Source organism: Hansschlegelia sp., from assembly GCF_035538955.1.
Lineage (GTDB): Bacteria > Pseudomonadota > Alphaproteobacteria > Rhizobiales > Methylopilaceae > Methylopila.
In genome coordinates this window covers 40524-58627 of sequence record NZ_DATLJK010000017.1, presented here as the reverse complement: position 1 = coordinate 58627, position 18104 = coordinate 40524, and the positions used below count along the sequence as shown (strand labels likewise).

At 70.7% G+C, this 18104-nt stretch carries 15 protein-coding genes; 4 read left to right on the top strand and 11 right to left on the bottom strand.

Going from position 1 to position 18104, the window contains the following annotated elements; translation table 11 throughout:
- Positions 1 to 11: 11 nt before the first annotated feature.
- The 4 genes from VM780_RS16315 (at position 12) to VM780_RS16300 (ending at position 6669) form a co-directional block, all read left to right on the top strand.
- Positions 12 to 1046: a GTP-binding protein gene (locus VM780_RS16315; protein ID WP_325449252.1), complete on the top strand. Its 1035-nt coding sequence runs from the start codon at positions 12 to 14 to the stop codon at positions 1044 to 1046.
- A gap of 100 nt (positions 1047 to 1146) precedes the next feature.
- Positions 1147 to 2955: a long-chain-acyl-CoA synthetase gene (locus tag VM780_RS16310; RefSeq protein ID WP_325449250.1), complete on the top strand. Its 1809-nt coding sequence runs from the start codon at positions 1147 to 1149 to the stop codon at positions 2953 to 2955.
- Positions 2956 to 3163: 208 nt separating this feature from the next.
- Positions 3164 to 5722, top strand: coding sequence for a GNAT family N-acetyltransferase (locus VM780_RS16305; protein WP_325449248.1), 2559 nt, complete (start codon positions 3164 to 3166; stop codon positions 5720 to 5722).
- Entirely contained in the window at positions 5719 to 6669 is a 951-nt protein-coding gene (locus tag VM780_RS16300) for a cupin-like domain-containing protein (RefSeq protein WP_325449247.1), read from the top strand. The genes VM780_RS16305 and VM780_RS16300 overlap by 4 nt, the downstream gene beginning before the upstream one ends.
- Before the next feature lie 28 nt (positions 6670 to 6697).
- On the opposite strand, the gene VM780_RS16295 is transcribed toward VM780_RS16300, so the two are convergent.
- From VM780_RS16295 to VM780_RS16245, 11 genes are all read right to left on the bottom strand, one after another.
- Positions 6698 to 8311, bottom strand: a complete 1614-nt coding sequence (locus tag VM780_RS16295; RefSeq protein WP_325449245.1) for an AMP-binding protein — start codon at positions 8309 to 8311, stop codon at positions 6698 to 6700.
- Positions 8312 to 8327: 16 nt separating this feature from the next.
- The gene (locus VM780_RS16290; protein ID WP_414652848.1) at positions 8328 to 8780 is read right to left on the bottom strand and encodes an RNA pyrophosphohydrolase; all 453 of its coding nucleotides are present in this window, start codon (positions 8778 to 8780) and stop codon (positions 8328 to 8330) included.
- 59 nt (positions 8781 to 8839) lie between these two features.
- Positions 8840 to 10024, bottom strand: a complete 1185-nt coding sequence (locus tag VM780_RS16285; protein WP_325449241.1) for a divergent polysaccharide deacetylase family protein — start codon at positions 10022 to 10024, stop codon at positions 8840 to 8842.
- A gap of 103 nt (positions 10025 to 10127) precedes the next feature.
- Positions 10128 to 11453: a S41 family peptidase gene (locus VM780_RS16280; RefSeq protein WP_325449704.1), complete on the bottom strand. Its 1326-nt coding sequence runs from the start codon at positions 11451 to 11453 to the stop codon at positions 10128 to 10130.
- The gene (locus VM780_RS16275) at positions 11450 to 12739 is read right to left on the bottom strand and encodes a murein hydrolase activator EnvC family protein (RefSeq protein WP_325449239.1); all 1290 of its coding nucleotides are present in this window, start codon (positions 12737 to 12739) and stop codon (positions 11450 to 11452) included. The genes VM780_RS16280 and VM780_RS16275 overlap by 4 nt, the downstream gene beginning before the upstream one ends.
- A 51-nt stretch (positions 12740 to 12790) precedes the next feature.
- Positions 12791 to 13273, bottom strand: coding sequence for a 23S rRNA (pseudouridine(1915)-N(3))-methyltransferase RlmH (rlmH, locus tag VM780_RS16270; RefSeq protein WP_325449237.1), 483 nt, complete (start codon positions 13271 to 13273; stop codon positions 12791 to 12793).
- An 11-nt stretch (positions 13274 to 13284) separates the two neighbouring features.
- Positions 13285 to 13665, bottom strand: coding sequence for a ribosome silencing factor (gene rsfS, locus VM780_RS16265; RefSeq protein WP_325449235.1), 381 nt, complete (start codon positions 13663 to 13665; stop codon positions 13285 to 13287).
- A 130-nt stretch (positions 13666 to 13795) separates the two neighbouring features.
- Positions 13796 to 14377: a nicotinate-nucleotide adenylyltransferase gene (locus VM780_RS16260; RefSeq protein ID WP_325449702.1), complete on the bottom strand. Its 582-nt coding sequence runs from the start codon at positions 14375 to 14377 to the stop codon at positions 13796 to 13798.
- 115 nt (positions 14378 to 14492) lie between these two features.
- Positions 14493 to 15779 (bottom strand): glutamate-5-semialdehyde dehydrogenase, encoded by a 1287-nt coding sequence (locus VM780_RS16255; protein ID WP_325449233.1) that lies wholly within the window; start codon positions 15777 to 15779, stop codon positions 14493 to 14495.
- 101 nt (positions 15780 to 15880) lie between these two features.
- Entirely contained in the window at positions 15881 to 17005 is a 1125-nt protein-coding gene (proB, locus tag VM780_RS16250) for a glutamate 5-kinase (RefSeq protein WP_325449231.1), read from the bottom strand.
- 104 nt (positions 17006 to 17109) lie between these two features.
- Positions 17110 to 18048, bottom strand: a complete 939-nt coding sequence (locus tag VM780_RS16245; protein ID WP_325449229.1) for a hydrogen peroxide-inducible genes activator — start codon at positions 18046 to 18048, stop codon at positions 17110 to 17112.
- Between the last annotated feature and the right edge of the window lie 56 nt (positions 18049 to 18104).

The following is an 18104-nucleotide window of genomic DNA, read 5'->3' as shown; positions in this document are numbered from 1 at the left end:
CCCTTCCGCACATGACCGCCCAACGGCCGGAGCCGATCCCTCTCGCGGTGCTCACCGGCTTCCTCGGGGCCGGCAAGACGACCCTGCTCAACCGGCTGCTGCGCGACCCGGCGCTCGCCGACGCCGCGGTCGTGATCAACGAGGCCGGCGAGATCGCCGTCGACCACCTCCTGGTGGAGCATGTCGCGGACGGCGTCGTTGCGCTCGCCGGCGGATGCCTGTGCTGCTCGCTGCGCGGCGACCTGATCAACACGCTCGAGGATCTGCTGCGCGCCCGCGACAACGGCCGCATTCCCCCCTTCCGCCGGCTAGCGATCGAGACCAGCGGACTCGCCGATCCGGTCCCGATCCTGCAGACGCTGACGCTGCACCCCTATCTCGCGATGCGCTACCGCCTCGCCGCCGTGCTCGCCGTGGTCGACGCGACCTCCGGCCCCGAGACCATCGCGGCGCATCCGGAAGCCGCCCGGCAGGTCGCGATGGCCGACCGGATCGCGCTGTCCAAGCTGGACCTCGCGACCGCGGAGGACATCGCCCGCACGTCCGCCCTGCTCGGCCGGCTGAACCCGGCGGCGACCGTCATCGACGCCCGCGAGGCGGAGGCGGACGCCCTGTTCGGCGAGGCGGCGCCGCGGGTCCGGGATATGGCGCCGCTCGCCGAGGCGCATGGCGCGATCCGGGCGATCTCGCTCGCCAGCGAGGCGCCGCTGACGCGGGCGAGCTACGACATGTTCGTGGATCTGCTGCGCTCGGCGCACGCGCCGAAACTGCTGCGCCTGAAGGGCCTAGTGAAGATCGCCGAGGACCCGGCGCGCCCGCTCGTCGTGCAGGGCGTGCGCCACGTCTTCGCCGAGCCGCGCTTTCTCGACTCCTGGCCGGACGGCGACGACCGGACGCGGCTCGTCGCGATCGGCGAAGGCCTCGCGCCCGACCTGCTCGCGACGCTCTACGCCGCGTTCGCGGGGACGGTCGCGCCCGACCGGCCGGACCGCGCAGCCCTGCTCGACAACCCGCTCAGCCCGCGCGGCGGAGGGCTGCTCTCCTAGACGCCGCTGTAGGCTGGACAGAGCGCCCCGCAGCGGGCTTCAGTCCAATCCAATCACGACGCCCGCCGTTCCGGCGAGACGGGCGCGAGCAGGAGGGGACATGGCCGGAAGGTCACGATTGGCGCGCGAATGGGCCTGTCTCGCGGGCGTCCTGCGGGCGCTCAAGGCGACCACGCATATCGGCCGCAATCGCACGCGCGTCTTCCCGCACGTCATCGCCGAGCTCGCCGAACAGCATGGCGATCGGCTCGCGCTGATCTCGGACCGCGAGACCTACACCTACGAACAGCTCGACGCCCGCGCCAACGCCTATGCGCGCTGGGCGCTGGCGAACGGCGTGCGCAAGGGCGACGTGGTCGCGCTGATGATGCCGAACCGGCCCGACTACCTCGCCTTCTGGGTCGGCGTGCTGCGGGTCGGCGGCGCGGTCGCGCTGCTCAACACCAACCTGTCGGGCGGCGGACTGGCGCATTGCGTCTCCATCGTGCGGCCGAAACACGTGGTGATCGGCGCCGAGTTCGAGGACGCCTACCTCTCGGCCGCGCCGTTCGTGACCTCGACGCCGGCCCCGGCCGTCTGGCTGCATGGCGCGGGCGCGGCGGGCTGGCCGCGCATCGACGCAGCCGTGGAGGCGCTTTCGGGCGATCCCCTGCCGCCCGCCGAACTGCCGGAGCTCACGATCGAGGACCGCGCGCTCTTCATCTACACCAGCGGCACCACAGGCCTGCCGAAGGCCGCCAACATCAACCACTACCGGCTGATGTCGATCAGCCACGGCTTCTACGGCGCGATGGGCATCGAGGCCGAGGACCGGATGTATGACTGCCTGCCGATGTACCACACGGCCGGCGGCGTGATCGCCGCCGGCAGTCCGCTGCTGGCCGGCGCATCGGTGGTGATCCGCGAAAAATTCCAGGCGCGCCGGTTCTGGGAGGACGTGGTCGCGACCGAATGCACGCTCGCGCAATATATCGGCGAGCTCTGCCGGTACCTGATCCACCAGCCGGAATGCGACGCGGAGAAGCGCCACAAGCTGCGCCTCGTCTGCGGCAATGGCCTGCGCCCGGACGTCTGGCCGCTGTTCGCCAAGCGCTTCCGGGTCCCGACCATCCTGGAATGGTACGCGGCCACCGAGGGCAATGTCGCGCTGTTCAACTTCGACGGAACGCCGGGCGCGGTCGGTCGCATTCCCTGGTATCTCAAGCGCAAGTTCCCGGTGAAGATCGTGCGCTGCGACCTCGCGACGGGCGAGCCGACGCGCGGGCCGGACGGGTTCTGCGTCGAGTGCGCGCCGGGCGAGCCCGGAGAGGCGATCGGCCTGATCCTGAACGATCCCGCCAAGCCTTCGGCGCGTTTCGAGGGCTACGCCGACCCCGAAGCCACCCGGCGCAAGATCCTGTCCGACGCGTTCCAGAAGGGCGATCGCTGGTTCCGCACCGGGGACCTGATGCGGCGCGACGAGCGCGGCTACTTCTACTTCGTCGACCGCATCGGCGACACCTTCCGCTGGCGCGGCGAGAACGTCGCCACCACCGAGGTGGCCGAGGTGATCTCGACCTATCCAGGGGTCCGCGAAGTCTCGGTCTACGGCGTCGCTGCCCCGGGCTATGAAGGCCGCGCCGGCATGGCGGCGGTGTCGCCGGCGGGCGCGGCCTTCGACCTCGAGGGCCTGCACGCGCATATCGAGCGCCATCTGCCCTCCTACGCCCGCCCGGTGTTCCTGCGGATCACGGGCGAGCTGCAGGTCACCGGAACGCTGAAGCAGCGCAAGGTCGAGCTCGTGAGCGAGGGCTACGATCCTTCGCGCGTGACCGACCCGCTCTACGTCGCGCATCCGGAGGAGCGGCGCTTCCGGCCGCTGGATTCCGCGCTTCACGCCGAGATCGGCGCCCGCCGGATGCGGCTTTAGGGGCGTCCGCGACGCGGCGGGTCTTGCTGATTAACGAATTCCTGCCAGCCGGCGGCGGATTTTCCAGAATCGCGCCCGCGCTTCGTTTACGGCGTTTCCGAACCCATCCTTAAGCGAACTCCGCTACTCGTCGGGGGACCGGATGAGGACGAAGCCAGACATGAGCGTCGAGGCGAGCACGCCTTATGATGCGGGGCGGCAAGCTCGCATGAGCGGCCCCGCGCGGCTCGCTGCGCGCGCGCGCCGGCTGATCGCCGACCGGTCCGACACCGCGGTCGCCCAGAAGGTCGCCGGCGGCGCCTTCCTGATCCGCGTGGTCAACGCCGGCATCGCCTTCCTGTCGCAGATCCTGCTGGCGCGCTGGATGGGCGACACCGAGTACGGCGTCTACGTCTATGTCTGGACCTGGGTTCTGCTGCTCGGCGGGCTGACCAGCTTCGGCCTCGCCTCGGCGCCGCAGCGCTTCATCCCCGAATATGGCGAGTCCGGCGAGCAGTCGCTGCTGCGGGGCTTCCTGATCGGCAGCCGCGTGATGTCGATGGTCACCTCGACCATCATTGCGGGGGTTGGCGTGCTGGGCGTGTGGCTGTTCCAGGACCAGCTCGACAGCTGGGCCGTGGTCCCGCTCTACCTCGCCTTCTTCTGCGTGCCGATGTACGTGCTGACCGACGTGCAGGACGGCATCGCACGGTCCTACAATTGGATCGACGTGGCCTTGGCGCCCGCCTATTTCGTGCGGCCGCTGCTGATCCTGCTGCTGCTCGGGGCGCTCAGCTACGAGCGTTTTGCGCCGACCGCCACGACCGCGATGGCCGCCACCATCATCGCCACCTGGGCGACCTCGATCGCGCAGCTCGTGATGCTGGAGCGCAGGCTGAAGCGGCGGCTGGCGCCGGGACCGCGCGCCTACGCGCCGGGAACCTGGATCAAGATTTCGCTGCCGATCTTCATGGTCGAGGGGTTCTACCTGCTCCTCGCCTACACCGACGTGCTGGTGCTCTCCGCCTTTCGCGAGCCGCGCGAGGTCGGCGTCTACTACGCGGCCGTGAAGGTGATGTCGCTGGTGGCCTTCGTGTCGTTCTCCGTCTCGGCCGCGGTGGCGCACCGCTTCACCGAATATGCGGTCTCGGGCGAACGCGCGCGCCTCGAGACGATGGTGAAGGACGCCGCGCGCTGGACCTTCTGGCCGTCGCTCGCGGGCGCGGCGATCATCCTCGTCTGCGGCTGGCCGATCCTGTGGCTGTTCGGGCCCGGCTTCACGGACGGCTATAGCCTGCTGCCCGTCATCGCGGTCGGCCTCATCGCGCGGGCGAGCGTCGGACCGCTCGAACGGCTGCTGAACATGCTGGGCGAACAGAACATCTGCGCCGCCGTCTATGGCGGGGCGTTCTTGCTGAACGTCGCGCTCTGCATCGCGCTGGTGCCCGGGTTCGGGATGATGGGCGCCGCCGCCGGAACGTCGGCGACGCTGGTCATCGAGTCGGTGCTGCTGTTCGCCATCACCCGTCGGCGGCTCGGCCTAGGCGCCCTGCCCTGGTCGCGCGCCGAAGCCGGCGGCGTTCCCGCGGCCGCGGATGTCGCCGCCCTGCGCCCTAAGGCCGCCATGCGTTCGACAGAGGCCGTCCAGTCCTTCCGTTTCGAGCTCATGACGATCGAGACGCTGGGCGCCCATCGCGCGGCCTGGGACGACCTTGCCGGCCGCGCGCTCGAGCCCAACCTGTTCTGCGAGGCGGACTTCGCGCTCTCCGCCGAGCGCATGAAGGCCGTCCGCCGCATCCGCATCGCGACTGCATGGGACGACTCCGGGCCTGGCGGGTCGCGCATGATGGCGGCGGCGGCGGTGACGCCGCGCCGCCTGCTGCCGCTCGTGCGCATGCTGGCGAGCACCGAGTGGGCGTATTTCGGCGCCCTCGGCGCACCGCTGCTCGACCGCGATCACCCGACGCTCGCGGTCGAGGGGCTGCTGGACGGGCTCGGCCGGCACGGCCATGCGATGTTCATGTTCCGCTTCCTGCCGGAGCAGGGACCGACGGCCGACGCGATCCGGGCCGCCATCGCGTTCCGGGGAAGCGCGCTGCTGCGCGTCGACGGCCATGAGCGCGCCGTGCTGCGCTCGGAGCTGCCGGCCGAGGACTACCTCACAGAAGCGCTCTCCTCGAAGAAACTGAAGGAGCTGCGCCGGCAGCTGCGGCGCCTCGGCGACGACGGTCCGGTGGCGTTCCGCGAGGCCCGCGCGCCCGACGACGTCGCGGCCGCGCTCGAGCGTTTCCTCGATCTGGAGGCGCGCGGCTGGAAGGGCGACAACGGCAGCGCCATGAAGCTCCATGACGATCAGGCGAGCTTCGTCCGGCAGCTGTTCGCCCGCCGCGCCGAAAAGGGCGAGGCGCGTATTCTGGAGCTGTTCGTCGGCGAGGAGCTGATCTCCGCCGGCCTGGTGCTCTCCAGCGGCCGCGCCGCCTGGTTCTACAAGACCGCCTATGACGAGCGCCGCTCCAAGTGCTCTCCGGGCGTACAGCTGACCCTCGAGCTCACCCGCCGGCTGCTCGAGGATGACGGGATCGACTTCGTGGACTCGACCGCGATCGCCGATCACCCGATGATCGATCACATCTGGCGGGAGCGTCTGGCGCTCGGGGACTGGCTGGTCGCCATCCGTCCCGGAGCAGGACCGCTGGTGATGGCCGCGGCGCGGGCCGAACATCTGCGCCGACGACTTCGCGCAATGGCCCGCGACCTCTATCATCGTTTGAAGGACAGAAGCCGATGACCGCCCTCCGCGCCGACGCGGCTGAGCTCGCCGCGAACTATCCGCTCCGCCATTTCCGAATCGCGCATGATCTGGCGTCGCACCCGCTGCTGCAGCTGCCGCGGCTGATCGAGCTGACTAAGGAGCTCGACCGTGACCGGATCGAATACAATTCCGGAAAGCTCCAGGTGAACCAGAAGGCGGAGGAGACTCCGCTGGTCGAAATGCCGCCGGAGGAGGTCGTCCGCAAGATCGAGACCGCCGGCGCCTGGATGGTGCTGAAGCGCGTCGACACCGTGCCGGCCTATCGGGCGATGATGGAGGAGGCGCTGCTCTCGATCGCGCAGCAGCTCGGCCATAAGAGCCTGGACGGCGCGAGCTTCCGCGAGATCGAGGGCTTCATCTTCGTGTCGTCGGCGAATTCCGTGACGCCGTTCCATTGCGACAACGAGGACAATTTCTTCGTCCAGATCCGCGGCCCGAAATTCTTCCACCTGTTCGACAATGACGACCGCTCGCTGGTCTCCGAAGAGCTGCTCGAGAGCGCGCCCACGAAGCACCGCAACCTGCCCTATGAGCCAAGCTTCGAGAGCCGCGCGACGGTCTACGACCTGAAGCCCGGCGAAGGCGTGTTCGTGCCCTACCAGGTGCCGCACTGGGTCCGCACCGGCGACGACTACTCGATCTCGATGGCCATCACCTGGCGATCGGCGGACGTCGTGCGCCGCAACAAGCTGATCTTCATGAACGCCTGGCTGCGCGAAAAGGGCTTTCCGCAGGCCGCGCCCGGCAGCAAGCCGGCGCTCGACGGGCTGAAGGTCGCGGCCTACACGGCGGCCCGCTCCGCGCTGGAGCCGTTGCGCCGCAACGAGTCGATGCGTCGCCTGCTGCGCCGCGTGATCTTCGGGGAGAAGGCCAACTATTTCGACGCGGCCCACAAGGCGGCGGAGCAGAAGAAGGCGGCCTAGGCGCGAGCGCCTCGCGCGCTCGACCGCTTTATTCCGCGTCCCGGAGCGCGCGACGGATCAGCTTGCCCGTCGTGGTCAGCGGCAGCGCCTCCACGAACGCGACCTCGCGCGGATATTCGTGCGCCGAGAGCCGCTCGCGCACGAAGCGGCTGAGCTCCTGCGCGAGCGCCGGGCTCGGCTCCGACCCCGGCTTCAATTGCACAAAGGCCTTCACGATCTCGGTGCGCAGGGGGTCGGGCTTTCCCACGACGGCGGCGAGCGCGACCGCGGGGTGCCGGGCGAGGCAGTCCTCGATGTCGCTCGGCCCGATCCGATAACCCGACGAGGTGATCACGTCGTCGTCGCGGCCGAGGAAGCGGAAATAGCCCGCCGCGTCGACCACGGCCTGGTCGCCTGTCGTCAGCAAGCCGTCGCGGAACCGGGCCGCTGTCGCTTCAGGCTGGCGCCAGTATTCCAGGAACATCACGGGGTCTGGCGCGCGGACGCAGATCTCTCCGGCCTCGTTGGGAGCGCATGTGCGGCCCTCTGGGTCGAGCACGGCCACCCGATGGCCCGGAACCGGCTTACCCGTAAACCCCGCCTTCGAGACGCCAAGGGCGGCCGCCGAGGCCAGCACGTAGTTGCACTCGGTCTGGCCATAGACCTCGTTGACCGGCGTCCCGAGCGCCTCCTGCGCCCATTCGAAGGAGGCCTCGCTCAGCCGCTCGCCCGCCGAGACCAGGCTGCGGAGCGGCGTCCGCAGCCGGCCCTCCGGGCCGTCGATCTGCGCCATCAGGCGCAGCGCAGTCGGCGGGATGAAGGCGTTGCGCACCCCCGCCTCCTCGATCAACGCGAATGAGCCGGCCGGGTCGAACTTGGTGACGGGCTGCGCCACCACCGGCACGCCGTAGTGGAGCGCCGGCATCAGCAGGTTGAGCAGGCCGCCCGCCCACGCCCAGTCGGCCGGCGTCCAGGCGAGATCGCCGGGCCGCGGAAAGCCGTCATGCGTCATGCGGAAGCCTGGAAGGTGCCCGAGCAGCACGCGGCCGGCGTGCAGCGCGCCCTTTGGCGGTCCGGTGGTTCCGGAGGTGTAGATCATCAGCGCCGGATCGTCCGGGGTCGTGGCGGCGGGCTCGACGCCGCCTCCCGCCGCGACCAGCGCAGCGTAGTCGAGCGCCTCGCCGTCGGCCCCGTCGGTCGAGACGATCGTCTCGAGCGCCGGAAGCGGCTCGGAGACCTCCCGCAGCTTGGCCAGACCCGCGGCGCAGGTGACGAGCGCCCGGGCGCCCGAATCCCTGAGCCTGAAGGACAGCGCGTCCGGCCCGAAGGCGAGCGCGAGCGGCATTGCGATCGCCTCGAGCCGCGACGCCGCCACATGGGCCGCGACCGCCTCCGCGCCTTGCGGCAGGAAGATCGCCACCCGGTCGCCCCGACTGACGCCGCGGCGCGCGAGCGCCGCCGCCAGCGCCTGCGAGGCTGCGCGCAGCTCGCCATAGCTCGTCGCGGCGAGAGGTTCTCCGGCTCGCTTGGTCAGCAGCGCGGTGCGGCCGGGGCTGCGCGACGCCCAGCGGTCGCAGATCGCCTCGGCGAGGCTGAAGCGCGCCGGCAGGCGCCAGCGGAAATTTCCGCGCAGCTTTTCGTAAGGGTCGTCGGCCTCGCCCATCAGCAGATCCGGCCCGTCAGCCCGCGAGATGCGCGAACGCCCGGACCACCTTGTCATAGACCGACCGCTTGAACGGCACGATCATGCCGGGGAGCTCGGACATTCTGGCCCAGCGCCATTCCGAGAATTCAGGCTTGTGGCCCGGCGGGGCGAGATCGATCTCCGACTCGTCGCCGGTGAAGCGGAACGCGAACCAGAGCTGCGTCTGGCCGGCGAATTTGCCGGACCGGGTGCGCGCCAGCACCTCCGGCGGAAAATCGTAGCAGTACCACTCCGGCGCCTCGGCGAGCAGTTCGACCGAGCGGACGCCGGTCTCCTCGATCAGTTCGCGTTTCGCCGCGGCGAGCGGGTCCTCGTTGCGGTCGATTCCGCCCTGCGGCATCTGCCAGAGATAATCCATCTTGTCCGGGTCATGCTGGCCGCCCCGGCGCTTGCCGACGAACACGAGTCCGTCGCGGTTGAGCAGCATGACGCCGACGCAGCGCCGGTAGGGCAGCCGCGCCGCTGCGCCTCCCTGGCCCGCGGGGCTCACGACGGTCCCTGCGGGCGCACGGCGGCGGTGATCGGCGTCAGCGCGACGCCGCGATCCGCAAGCCCGCCGGCCCAGGCCGCGATGCGCTTCAGGCTGAGAGGCGATGCTGTCGCCCAGCCGACCGCCGCGCCGTCCGTCTTCGCGGCGCGCTCGAGGTCGGCGAGGGCCGCGTCGATCGCTCCGGCGTCGGCCACGACGTCGATCTGGATCGCGGGCCGCGCATGCACCAGACCGGCCTGCTCGGCGGCCAGATCCGCCCGGCTCTCGCCACCCGCCGCGGCGGCGAACAACAGGCCCCGCCGCCCGAGTTCAGTGAACACCGGCGCCATGGCTGCGTCCGTCTCGAGAAACTTGCCGCCGCCAAGCGGCGCGACGCCGACATAGCCCTTGGCCCGCCCCAGCGCCCAGCGCAGCCGCTCCAGATTGGCCGGCGCCGGCAGGCTCGTCAGCAGCGTCTGCGGCCCGGTGTCGTTGGCCGGATAGCCATAGGGCTCCATCGGCGCCTGGATGAGGGTCTCGTGCCCCTGCGCGCGCGCCTTTTCGACCTGCTCGGCGACGTCCTTGCCATAGGGCGAGAAGGCGAGCGTGACGGGAGCCGGCAGCGAAGCGGTGGCGATTTCGGTCACCTCGTGGCTCACGCCGAGGCCGGCGACGATGAGCGCCACGCGGGCCTTGGCGGCGGCCGCCTGCTGCGGCCGGGCATAAACGTCGAGCGGACGCCGCCCATCCGCGCCGATCCGTGGCAGCGGGCCGTAGCGGCTGTCTTCGAGCAGCGTCGCCTGGATTGCGGAAGACGACGCCTGGCCGGTCTCCGCCGGATCGTCCGCGCCCGGAATCCGGATGATCACCGGACCCGACTTCGGCATCGGATCGCCGGGGCGCACCACGGGCACGCCCTCGCGAGCGGCCCCCCCGGCCGAAGAAGACGCAGCCGGCCCAGCAGCCGGATCGGCCTGGGCGGATTGTTGGGGCGGCGGCGGCGAACGGCGCTCGATGGCCGCGACCGCGACCGGCTCACCGCCGAGCGGATCGTCGGCGAGCATCGCCCAAAGACCCACAAAGGCGAGCGCGGCGCCGACCACGCAGGCGAGCGCCACAGCGCCATCGACGCGACGCCGGGTCCGGCGGGGGCTACGGCCCGCGCGCGGCATGAGCGGCTTTTCGAGGTCGTCCTGCGTCATGGAGGTCCGCCCGGTCGCGGACGAGTCTAGCGGATTCGCGAAGCGGCCGCCGAGAACTTGGTTCCCGGCGGCCGCGAATGCGCGACGGCGTGGCGAGCGCGCCTCAGTTGGCGCTGGTCTTGTTCTGCGGCGGGAAGTTGGCGTTCGACTGGATGCCGTGCATCAGGTCGAAGGCGTAGTTGAGCTGCTTGTCGTCCTTGCGCTCCGGCGGGATGTAGGCCGAAGAGCCGGACTGCTCCTGCTCGCCATTCTTGAGGTGGCCCTTCAGCCCCGCCTCGCCCTTGGTCTCGTCCTTGCCCTTGACGTCGTCCGGGACGTCCTGGTCGACCTCGATGTCGGGCAGGATGCCCTTGGCCTGGATCGACTTGCCGGAGGGCGTGTAGTAGCGCGCGGTGGTCAGACGGATCGCGCCGGCGGTGCCGAGCGGGATGATGGTCTGCACCGAACCCTTGCCGAAGGAGCGCGTGCCCAGGATCGTGGCGCGCTTCTGGTCCTGCAGGGCGCCGGCGACGATTTCCGAAGCCGAGGCGGAGCCGCCATTGACCAGCACGATCACCGGCTTGCCCTTGGCGAGGTCGCCCGGGCGCGCGTTGAAGCGCTGCGACTCGTCCGGATTGCGGCCGCGCGTGGAGACGATCTCGCCGCGCTCCAGGAACGCGTCCGACACGGCGATCGCCTGGTCGAGCAAGCCGCCCGGATTGTTGCGCAGGTCGATGACGTAGCCCTTGAGCTTGTCGCCGGCCTTGTCGGCGATCTGGTCGATGCCCTTGCTCAGCCCCTCGAAGGTGGTGGCGTTGAACTGGCTGACGCGGATGTAGCCGATGTCGTCGCCGGCGAGCTCCCACTTGACCGAATCGAGCTTGATCTTGTCGCGGACGATCTTGACCTCGAGCGGCTTCTCCTGCCCTTCGCGCTGGATCGTGAGCGTGATCGGGGTGCCGACCGGGCCGCGCATCTTGTCGACCGCCTGCTCCAGGCTCAGCCCGTCCACCGACTCGCCGTCGAGCTTGGTGATGACGTCCTTGGCGCGGATGCCGGCGCGGGCGGCCGGGGTGTCGTCGATCGCGCCCTCGACGCGGATCGCGTTCTCGAACATCTGGACCTTGATGCCGAGACCGCCGAACTCGCCGTCGGTGTTGGTGCGCATTTCCTTGAACGCCTTGGCGTCCATGTAGCTCGAATGCGGATCGAGGCCCGACAGCATGCCGTTGATGGCCGACTCGACCAGCTTGGCGTCGTCCGGCTTCTCGACATAGTCGGCCCGCACCCGCTCGAACACGTCGCCGAACAGGTTCAGCTGGCGGTAGGTGTCGGCGGCGCCCGCGGCCTCGGCGACGGAGCCGAAGAAGGCGCGCGGCTGCAGGGCCATCCCGGCGGCGGAGGCGCCGATCACCGCCCCGAAAAGGACCAGGGAAACTTTTCGCATTATCCGCCTACCTTTTCGCCAGGAATCCCGGCCCACCAGGGCGAGGGGTCGATCGATCCCCGATCCTTGCGGAACTCGACGTAGAGCACGGGGCGCGCGGCGGGGGAAGTCGCCGCCTGTCCGGAAGCGGCCGCATCGCCGCGCATCGTTCCCACGGGTTCGCCTGCAAGGACGAACTGATTCAAGCCGACCGTGATGCGCTCCATGCCCGCAAGAAGGATATGATAGCCGCCGCCCGCGTTCAGGATCAAGAGTTCCCCGTAGGAGCGGAACGGTCCGGCGTAGACGACCCAGCCATCGCAGGGCGCGGTGACCGGCGCGCCGGGCGCGGCGGCGAACGACACCCCCTGCTCCTCGCCGCCGGCGGCGTTGCGCTGGCCGAACGTGCGCAGGCGCTTGCCGGCCACCGGCAGCGGCAGCATGCCTCGCGCCTCGGCGAAAGGGATCGCAGGGGCGAGCCGCGCCGAATCATGCAGCGACGCAAGAGTGCGCTGGCCGCCGGGCTCGGCAGGCGGCGCCTTCGCGGCCTCGGCGGCCGCGCGTGACGCCTGCTCCTGCTCCATCCGGGCGATCAGCGCCTCGAGATCGCTGACATTGTGCGTGATGGTCGCCGCCTTGTCGGACTCAGCCGAGAGGTCGCCTTCGCGCTGGCCGAGCTGGCGCTGGCGTTCGTCCACGAGGGCCGCAAGCCGCTCGCGCTCGCCGCCGAGCTGCTTGAGCTCGCCCGCCATGGCGTCGCGCTCGCCGGTCAGCATCTCCTTCAGGCGCGCCATCTCCCGCAGATCCGAGGCGAGCGACTCCCCCTCCGTCCGCATGTCGGGCACCACCGCGCCGAGCAGGATCGCCGAGCGGATCGCCTCCAGGGCGTCATCGGGGCGGACGAGCAGCGCCGGCGGCGGCTGCCGGCCCATGCGCTGGAGGGCTGCGATCACGTCTGCGAGAACGCCGCGGCGACGCTCGAGCGACGCCTTCAGCTGCCGCTCGGATTCGGCGAGATCGTCGATCCGGCCGGCCCGCTCTTCGACCTGCCGCTCGCGGTCGCGGATCGAGGCGACCGTGTCGATCAGGCTCGCCTGCAGCTTGCCGCGCTCGCCCTTCAGCGCCTCGATCTCGGCGGCGAGCCGCTGGCGGCGCTCCTGCGTCTCCTTGAGGCTTTCGCGCGCCTCCTCGAGGGCCTTGCGCTGCTCGGCGGCCGCACCCGGGGCCGGCGGATCTTCGGCGCGCGCGGCCGACGCCGCTGCGAGAAGCGCGAGACAGATCAGCAGAACGCGAAGAGGGCCGGACGTCATCCGGCCATTTGAAACGCCCGCCGTTAAGCCTTCGTCAACCACGACGGACGCTCAGCCGCGATGGTAGGGGTGGCCCGCCAGGATGGTCGCGGCGCGGTAGATCTGCTCGGCGAGCAGGATGCGGACGATCTGGTGCGGCCAGGTCATCGCCCCGAAGGCGAGCCGCATGTCGGCCCCAGCCAGGAAGTCGGGCGCGAACCCGTCAGCGCCGCCGATCACAAAAGCGAGGCCCGCGGCGCCGTCATCGCGCCGGCGGCCGATATCGCTCGCGAACGCTTCGCTGGAGATCGTCTTGCCGCGCTCGTCGAGCGCGCAGATCGCGCACCGGGGATCGAGCGCGGCGCGCAGCCGCTCGGCCTCATCGCGTTTGCGATCCTCCGGACGGCGCGCGCGGCTCTCGTCGAGCTCGACGATCTCGGGCGCATCGAGCCCGAGCGAGCGGCCGAGCTGTCCGGCGCGTTCGACATAGCGGGCGACGAGCTCGCGCTCCGGCCCGGCCTTGAGACGGCCGACCGCCGCGATCACGAGCCGCATGCGCCGTCAGATCAGGAGAGAGCGCCTTCGACGGGACGCCCCGCCGACCACATCTTCTCGAGATTGTAGAAGGCGCGCACTTCCGGGCGGAACAGGTGGACGATCACGTCGCCCGCGTCGATCAGCACCCAGTCGCAGTGCGGTAGTCCCTCGACCACGACCTTGCCGTGACCGCCCTTCTTCAACTCCTCGACCAGCTTGTCGGCGATCGCGCCGACGTGCCGGTTCGACCGCGCGGAAGAGATGACCATCTCATCGGCGAGCGCGGACTTGCCGCGCAGGTCGATGACCACGGTCTCTTCAGCCTTGTTGTCGTCGAGCACGTCGAGGATGAGATGAAGCAACGCCGGGTTCGCCGCTGCGGGCGCTCCGGCGCCGATGTGAGACGCCATCTTGGGCGTCTCCTTCAGCGCTATGGTGGACAGAGTTTTAGCCTTCCGTCTGCCGTCCTCAGGCCGGAATCCAGCTCCGACCAATGCTTAACATAAGCCCTGAGGGTGCGACATTTCAACCGCGACGTCTTCACGTCGCCGGGTCCTGCTCGGATTTGCGCCCCTGGCGCAGGATCGTGGACGACAACGCGGAGCGCGGACCGTGCAGGAAGCACCAGGCCGGCGGGGCCGCGCGGGCGAGCGAACGCGCGCGCCGCTCGGGAATTCGGTAGCGGGCGAGCGCATGCGCGGCGCGCGAGGACGGCGAGAAGGTCGCGCCCGGGCGATCCACCACCGCGATCGGAACCAGGTGGGCGATCTCCCGCCAGCGCTGCCAGCTGTGGAAGCCGGCGAGATTGTCCGCGCCCATGATCCACACGAAGGAGACGCCCCGGCAGCGCGCCGTCAGATAGGCGATGGCGTCATAGGTGAAGCGCACGCCGATCGCCGCCTCGGCGTCCGAGACCTCAATGTCGGGATGCGCAGCCGCGCGGCGCGCGGCGGCCATGCGCGCGGGCAGCGGCGGCAAAGCGGCGTTGTCCTTGAGCGGGTTGCCGGGAGTGACCAGCCACCAGACCTGGTCGAGCCCGAGCCGCCGCAGCGCCAGCAGGCTCGCCCGTCGATGGCCCTCATGCGGCGGATTGAACGAGCCGCCGAACAGCCCGATGGTCATGCCGGGCGCGTGCGGCGGCAGCCGCGGCAGCCCGGTCCGTCCGCCTGGAAGGCGCAGGCGCGCGACGCGACTCAAGAAAGCGCCGCCGCGGACGGCAGGCGGCCGTCCCCTCGCCTCACGGCCGCGTCTGGCCCTGGCCTCGGACGCGATAATTGAACGAGGTGAGCTGTTCGACGCCCACCGGCCCGCGCGCGTGCAGCCGGCCGGTCGCGATGCCGATCTCGGCGCCGAAGCCGAATTCGCCGCCATCGGCGAATTGGGTGGAGGCGTTGTGCAGCACGATCGCGCTGTCGACCTCCCGGAGAAAGCGCTCCGCGATCGCCGCGTCCTCGGTCACCACCGCATCGGTGTGATGCGAGCCATAGGTCTCGATATGCGCGAGCGCGCCGTCGATGCCGTCGACCACCCGCACCGCGATGATCGCGTTGAGGAACTCGGCGCCCCAGTCCTCTTCGGTCGCGGCGCGCGCCTCCGGGAACACGCGGCGGGTCTCGGCGTCGCCGCGGATCTCGCAGCCCGCCTCAATCAGCGCCTCGACGAGCGGAACGAGATGCGTGTCGGCGACCGCGCGGTCGACCAGCAGCGTCTCGGCCGCGCCGCAGACGCCGGTGCGGCGCATCTTGGCGTTGAGGACGATAGAGCGCGCCATCTCTAGGTCCGCGCCCTTCGCCACGAAAACGTGATTGTTGCCATCGAGATGCGCGAACACCGGCACGCGCGCCTCGGTCTGAACACGGGCTACGAGTCCCTTGCCGCCGCGCGGCACGATGACGTCCACATTGCCGTCGAGGCCGGCAAGCATTTCGCCCACCGCGGCGCGGTCGCGCGTCGGCACGAGCTGCACCGCGTCTTGCGGCAGCCCCGCTTCGCGAAGCCCGTAGGCGATGCAATCCGCGATCGCCGCGGAGGAGCGGAAGCTGTCGGTTCCGCCGCGCAGGATCGCGGCGTTGCCGGCCTTGAGGCAGAGCGCGCCGGCGTCCGCCGTGACATTGGGCCGGCTCTCATAGATTACGCCGATGACGCCGAGCGGCGTGCGCACGCGCTCGATCGCGAGCCCGTTCGGCCGCGTCCAGGCGGCAGTCGTCTCACCCACCGGATCGGCGAGGCCCGCCACTACCTCGAGGCCTTCCGCCACCGAGGCGAGGCGCGCAGGGGTCAGGGTAAGGCGGTCCAGGAAGGCGGTCGCGACGCCTGCGGCAAGCGCGGCCGCGACGTCCGCGGCGTTGGCGGCGAGAACGGCGGCCTCGGTCTCGCGCAACCGCCGTGCGGCCGCCAGCAGGGCGGCGTCCTTTGCCTCCCGCGGCGCGAGCGCCAGCACACGCGAGGCGGCGCGCGCGCGCCGGCCGATGTCGCGCATCAGCGTGGAAACGTCGTCGGTCCTGAGTTCGGCGACGGCCGTCATGCGAGCCTCCTCGAAACGGACTGCTCACGTAGCGCTTTTGGGCCGCTTCGTCATCACGCGCTCAGCCCTGGTCCGCGTTGCGCGTCCGGGACATCGGCGTCTTACGCCCCGGTGAGCACCAGATCGTCGCGGTGGATGATGGCCGAGCGGCCCTTGAAGCCGAGGATGCCCTCAATCTCGGCGGACGCCTTGCCGAGCAGACGGTTGGCGTCGCCGGAATCGTAGGACACCAGCCCACGCGCGACTTCCACGCCGTCGGGCGCGCGCACCACGACCGCGTCGCCGCGGCTGAAATGGCCCTCGACCCGGGTGATTCCGGCGGGCAGCAGGCTGCGGCCGCGGTTGAGCGCCGACGCGGCCCCCGCGTCCACGAAGATCGAGCCTCGCGGGGCCAGCACGCCGGCGATCCAGCGCTTGCGCGCCTGACCGGGGTTCTCGTGCGGCAGGAACCAGGTGCAGCGTCCGCCGCTCTCGATTGCGGCGAGCGGGCTCATGACCTTGCCGGATGCGATCAGCATGTGCGCGCCCGCGCCGGTCGCGATCCGGCCGGCCTCGACCTTGGTGCGCATGCCGCCGCGCGACAGTTCCGAGGCCGGGCCGCCGGCGATCGCCTCGACGGAGGCGTTGACGCGCTCCACGATCGGGATGTGCTTCGCGTTCGGGTCGCGGTCCGGCGGCGCGTCGTAAAGTCCGTCCACGTCCGACAGCAGGACGAGGCAATCCGCGCTCGCCATCGAGGCGACGCGCGCCGCCAGCCGGTCATTGTCGCCATAGCGGATCTCGGAAGTCGCGACCGTATCGTTCTCGTTGACGACCGGGATCGCCTTGAGCGCCACCAGCCGCGCCAGCGTCGCGCGGGCGTTGAGGTAGCGGCGGCGCTCCTCGGTGTCGCCGAGCGTCAGCAGGATCTGGCCGGCCGTGATGCCGTGCGCGCCCAGAACCTCGCTCCAGACGCGGGCGAGCGCGATCTGGCCAACGGCGGCGGCGGCCTGGCTGTCCTCGAGCCGCAGCGCGCCGCCAGGAAAGCCCAGGACCGTGCGGCCGAGCGCGATCGAGCCGGACGAAACCACGATGATCTCGGCGCCGCGCGCGGCGTGGCGGGCGAGATCGGCCGCGAGGCTTTCCAGCCAGTCACGCTTCAGCGCGCCTGCCTCGCGATCGACCAGCAGCGCTGAGCCGATCTTGACGACGATGCGGCGGAAGGAGGCGAGCGAAGGCGCGGTCACGGGATTGGTTTCCGCTGGAGGCCGGCGCGCGGCGCGCCGTCGGGGGTCGGCGGGATCGATAGGTTAGAAGCGGCGCCGGTTTCAAGCCGCCGCGCGGCCGCGGCTCATTCCGCCGCTTCGAAACGCCCGCCGGCGCGGCCGAAATGCGCCTCGCACAGCTCCCTCAGGTGCCGGGCGAGCAGCCGGTACTCATGGCCACGGCTGGCGCGCTCGCGCCAGATCAGCGCGAGCTCGCGGGATGAGCGCTCGCCCCGGCACGGGATGAGCGTCAGCGGCGCGCCCTCGGCGATGCCGGCCGCGACCGCGATCTCCGGCAGGAAGGTGACGCCGAGATCGTTCGCCGCCATCTGCACCAGCGTCATCAGGCTCATCGCCTTCAGGTCGCCGCCCTCATGCGCGAAGGTCGCGCCGGTCAGCGACAGCACCTGGTCGCGCAGGCAGTGGCCGGGCTCGAGCAGCAGCACGCGCTCCTCCGCCAGGTCCTCCGCCGCGATCTCGCCGCGTCCGGCCAGCCTGTGGCGGCTGTTCACGCCGACGAAGAAGCGGTCCCGCCAGAACGGCTCAACCGCAAGTCCGCCGGCCGAGAACGGCAGCGCGATGATCGCGGCGTCGAGCTCGCCGGTGCGGATGTCGGCGATCAGCGAGCGGCTCAGGCCCTCGCGCACCGAAATCCTCAATTCCGGGAAGGCGGCGCGGATGCTGGGCAGCGCGCGCGGCAGCAGGAACGGCGCGACCGAGGGGATGACGCCGAGCCTCAGCCGCGACGTCAGCGGTCTTCCGGCCCGCGCGAGCAGCGCCGGCAGATCCTCTATCTCGGCGAGGATTTCGGCGGCGCGCGCGGCGAGCAGCGCGCCTTCCGCGGTGAGCTCGAACCTGCGGCCGCTGCGCTCCGCGAGCCGAATTCCGAGCTCCGTCTCCATCTCCTGGATCGCGCCGCTGAGCGTGGACTGGCCGACGCCGACGCGGCGCGCCGCCTTGGAGAAGGAGGCGGTTTCCGCCAGAGCTACAAAATACCGCAGCTGCCGCAGGCTGACGTTCAGCACCGACGAGTCTCCTCGAAATCGAGCGGTTCGCCGCCCGAGGAGGAGACTATCGACAA

Bases quoted from the DNA above. Each gene is read 5' to 3' on its own strand.
- VM780_RS16315 (WP_325449252.1), top strand. From the start codon at position 12: ATGACCGCCCAACGGCCGGAGCCGATCCCTCTCGCGGTGCTCACCGGC.
- VM780_RS16310 (WP_325449250.1), top strand. From the start codon at position 1,147: ATGGCCGGAAGGTCACGATTGGCGCGCGAATGGGCCTGTCTCGCGGGC.
- VM780_RS16305 (WP_325449248.1), top strand. From the start codon at position 3,164: ATGAGCGGCCCCGCGCGGCTCGCTGCGCGCGCGCGCCGGCTGATCGCC.
- VM780_RS16300 (WP_325449247.1), top strand. From the start codon at position 5,719: ATGACCGCCCTCCGCGCCGACGCGGCTGAGCTCGCCGCGAACTATCCG.
- VM780_RS16295 (WP_325449245.1), bottom strand. From the start codon at position 8,311: ATGGGCGAGGCCGACGACCCTTACGAAAAGCTGCGCGGAAATTTCCGC.
- VM780_RS16290 (WP_414652848.1), bottom strand. From the start codon at position 8,780: ATGCTGCTCAACCGCGACGGACTCGTGTTCGTCGGCAAGCGCCGGGGC.
- VM780_RS16285 (WP_325449241.1), bottom strand. From the start codon at position 10,024: ATGACGCAGGACGACCTCGAAAAGCCGCTCATGCCGCGCGCGGGCCGT.
- VM780_RS16275 (WP_325449239.1), bottom strand. From the start codon at position 12,739: ATGACGTCCGGCCCTCTTCGCGTTCTGCTGATCTGTCTCGCGCTTCTC.
- rlmH (WP_325449237.1), bottom strand. From the start codon at position 13,273: ATGCGGCTCGTGATCGCGGCGGTCGGCCGTCTCAAGGCCGGGCCGGAG.
- rsfS (WP_325449235.1), bottom strand. From the start codon at position 13,665: ATGGCGTCTCACATCGGCGCCGGAGCGCCCGCAGCGGCGAACCCGGCG.
- VM780_RS16260 (WP_325449702.1), bottom strand. From the start codon at position 14,377: ATGACCATCGGGCTGTTCGGCGGCTCGTTCAATCCGCCGCATGAGGGC.
- VM780_RS16255 (WP_325449233.1), bottom strand. From the start codon at position 15,779: ATGACGGCCGTCGCCGAACTCAGGACCGACGACGTTTCCACGCTGATG.